Source organism: Flavobacterium sp. (assembly GCF_050696275.1).
Lineage (GTDB): Bacteria > Bacteroidota > Bacteroidia > Flavobacteriales > Flavobacteriaceae > Flavobacterium.
The window spans coordinates 1-2067 of the sequence record NZ_JBOGUT010000063.1 but is presented as its reverse complement, the minus strand read 5'-3'; the positions used below and the strand labels follow the sequence as shown (position 1 = coordinate 2067).

2 protein-coding genes are annotated in these 2067 nt (G+C 34.3%); both read left to right on the top strand.

All coding sequences use genetic code 11. From position 1 onward, the window contains the following. Positions 1-953: RHS repeat domain-containing protein (locus ACRDEC_RS16930; protein ID WP_431499553.1), on the top strand; the 953-nt coding region annotated here is incomplete at its 5' end. Between the two features lie 17 nt (positions 954-970). Beyond that, positions 971-1447, top strand: a complete 477-nt coding sequence (locus tag ACRDEC_RS16925; RefSeq protein WP_431499552.1) for a hypothetical protein — start codon at positions 971-973, stop codon at positions 1445-1447. Positions 1448-2067 lie beyond the last annotated feature (620 nt).

The following is a 2067-nucleotide window of genomic DNA, read 5'->3' as shown; positions in this document are numbered from 1 at the left end:
TCAAGATCATGGAAGAGAATAATTATTATCCTTTTGGGTTGAAGCATGCCAACTACAACATGAGCCAAAAAGCGTATATCAAGGCTGGTAGCGGAGTAGGAATGCAACCACCGTGTGTGGGTTGTCCTTTGAGCTTTAAGTATAATTTTAAGTTTAATGGAAAAGAGTTGCAAGACGAGCTGGGGTTGAACATGTATGATTATGGGGCGAGGAATTACGATGCTGCAATAGGTAGATGGATGAATATTGACCCTAAAGCGGAAACATCGAGAAGATGGTCAACTTATAATTATGTTTATAGTAATCCATTACGTTTTGTTGACCCTGATGGAATGCAGGCTTACGACCCTTCAACTGATGTGAAACAAAATAAGGATGGAACATATACGGTAACCAATAGTGTAGCTGATGGTGATAGGAATGTTTATGTTAATGATGCAAAAGGAAATAGAACTGGTGAAGTTCTTGGGAAAACAGTATCTGAATACAGCTTTATTAGTGATGATAATAAAACCCCAATAATAGGAGCAAAAATTGATATGAATGATAATAGTGGTAAAGAATTTTTAGCCAATACTATGGCCGACACTCCTGGTATTATTGCAGGTCCAATAGAATTATTACCAGGTAATAGCATGGATTTTAAGAGACAAGGTTTAGATGGGGCGGAACTAACTCCTGAATATGCATATAGAGGGATGCCTTTAGGAAATGAAACAATTGGAACAGCAAGAGATACTGGGAATATCTCTGCAGGAATTGTTGCTGGTCGTGCTGGATTTAATTTTGAAGAGGCTAAACCAGCATTTGAAGCACTTCAAGGTGGAGCAGAAGCTAAGGTAACAACATCAGCAGAAAAGGTTGGTATCAATATTGGATTGAAATTACATGCACAAGATGTCCAGGCAGCAGATAAAAAATATCGTTCAGAACCAATTCATCCAGTCAAATAAATTTAATAAATACAATTATGAGTTTTTTAAAAAGCAAAAAGAAATTAGTTCTTTTATCTATATGTTTGGTTCTTTTCTTATATCTGAAATTGTATAAGTTTGATAGATATTTTATTATTTCTAAAAACGATAAGAACTGTGTTACGTATTTTATGGATGGGAATTCAGTATATATAATGCCATATAAATATTGGGGTTTAAATAACCCAACATCAAATTATATCAAATTTGACCGTTCGAATTACAGTCAAGAAATGAATATTTTAACGTTTTATAATACTGAAAAATATCCTTTTATTTTTGAATATGAAAATGGTGATTTGATAGAAAACAAACTGAATAAAAACTATTACTATTTTAAACGTAAAGAAATATTCAACGACCCATATCTAAAAGAAATAAAATTTGGGGATAATGAAAAAAAGGTAGAGATTACATCCTCATATATTAGAAATAATAACCCTTTTTGGTATCTAATTAATAAAATATTTTAGATTTCCAGATTCGGTTTGTGCTTCGTGAGGCACACCACCCACCCATAATATCCAAGGATGAGCCGTAAAACGCTCGTCCTTTTTGTTTGGTGGTAACTGGAAATGAAAACATCGATTAAAAAGAAAATCCCCTAGCCCTGATGGCAGCGGTATCCTTTTTGTCTCGTTTTTTGGAACGAGATAAAAAGATAAAGCGTACAGCAGGAAATAGCTCCTAAAAAAGTAGATTACACCTACAACATCCGTGGCTGGCTCAAAAGCATCAATGATACGGCAAACCGGTAATGTATCAAATTAGGGCATCATCTAAATTTTAAAATTAAGTTATTGAAAAACAGTATTTAGTGTAAAAATTAAATACTGTTTTTTGTTATACAAACGGATGATTTAAAGATTGATAATTTGTTAAAACCTGAACCTGCCCACCAAAATATCATTTGGCAGCGCAGGTAAAATAGAATATCTTTATACGGCAAATGGAGTCAAGTCACAAAAAACAGTGACCCAAGGCTCCCAAGTCGATACGTCGTTGTATTTTGATGGTTTTCAGTATTTTAACGGAGTGTTGGAGATGTTCCCTCAGGCAGAAGGCTATGTGAAGAATACCGTGGTCAATGGTA

Bases quoted from the DNA above. Each gene is read 5' to 3' on its own strand.
- ACRDEC_RS16925 (WP_431499552.1), top strand. From the start codon at position 971: ATGAGTTTTTTAAAAAGCAAAAAGAAATTAGTTCTTTTATCTATATGT.